Source organism: Arthrobacter sp. 10T413_2, from assembly GCF_056394205.1.
On the sequence record NZ_JBFTHK010000363.1, the window covers coordinates 1 to 1024 of the forward strand.

Annotated in this window: 1 protein-coding gene; it reads left to right on the top strand. The window is 61.5% G+C overall.

Going from position 1 to position 1024, the window contains the following annotated elements; genetic code table 11:
* The coding region (locus AC1DBQ_RS23465; RefSeq protein ID WP_476930776.1) for a ribonucleotide reductase large subunit at nt 1–998 on the top strand (998 nt) is incomplete at its 5' end.
* Between the last annotated feature and the right edge of the window lie 26 nt (nt 999–1024).

Below are 1024 nucleotides of genomic sequence, written 5' to 3' on the forward strand. Positions count from 1 at the left end.
AGATCATCATGTCCAACCTGTGCTCCGAGATCCTCCAGGTCTCCCAGCCCACGACGTACAACGATGACCTGTCCTACGACCACACGGGCAAGGACATCTCCTGCAACCTGGGCTCGCTGRACATCGCCAAGACCATGGACTCGCCGGACTTCGGCCTGACCATCGAGACGGCCATCCGCTCGCTCTCGGCTGTCTCGGACATGTCCAACATCACCTCGGTGCCCTCGATTGCCCGCGGCAACGACCAGAGCCACGCGATCGGCCTCGGCCAGATGAACCTGCACGGCTACCTGGCCCGCGAGCGGGTCCACTACGGCTCCGAAGAGGGCCTGGACTTCACCAACATCTACTTCTACTCGGTGGTGTTCCACGCGGTCCGCGCCTCCAACCGGCTGGCCATCCAGACCGGCCAGACCTTCGGCGGCTTCGAGAAGTCCAAGTACGCCACCGGCGAGTTMTTCGACAAGTACACCGAGCAGGAATGGGTCCCGCAGACCGCGAAGGTCGCCGAGCTGTTCAAGAACATCCACATCCCCACGCAGGATGACTGGCGTGAGCTGAAGGCTTCCGTCATGGAGCACGGTATCTACAACCAGAACCTGCAGGCTGTTCCGCCCACCGGCTCGATCTCCTACATCAACAACTCCACCTCCTCGATCCACCCGGTGGCGTCCAAGATCGAGATCCGCAAKGAAGGCAAGCTGGGCCGCGTGTACTACCCGGCGCCGTACCTGACGAACGACAACCTGGAGTACTACCAGGACGCGTACGAGATMGGCTACGAGAAGGTCATCGACACCTACGCCGCGGCCACGCAGCACGTGGACCAGGGCCTGTCCCTGACGCTGTTCTTCAAGGACACCGCCACCACGCGCGACATCAACAAGGCCCAGATCTATGCCTGGAAGAAGGGCATCAAGACCATCTACTACATCCGTCWCCGCCAGCTCGCGCTGGAGGGGACCGAGGTGGAGGGCTGCGTCTCCTGCATGCTGTAGCTTCAACTAAATCGTGACTGTACGAC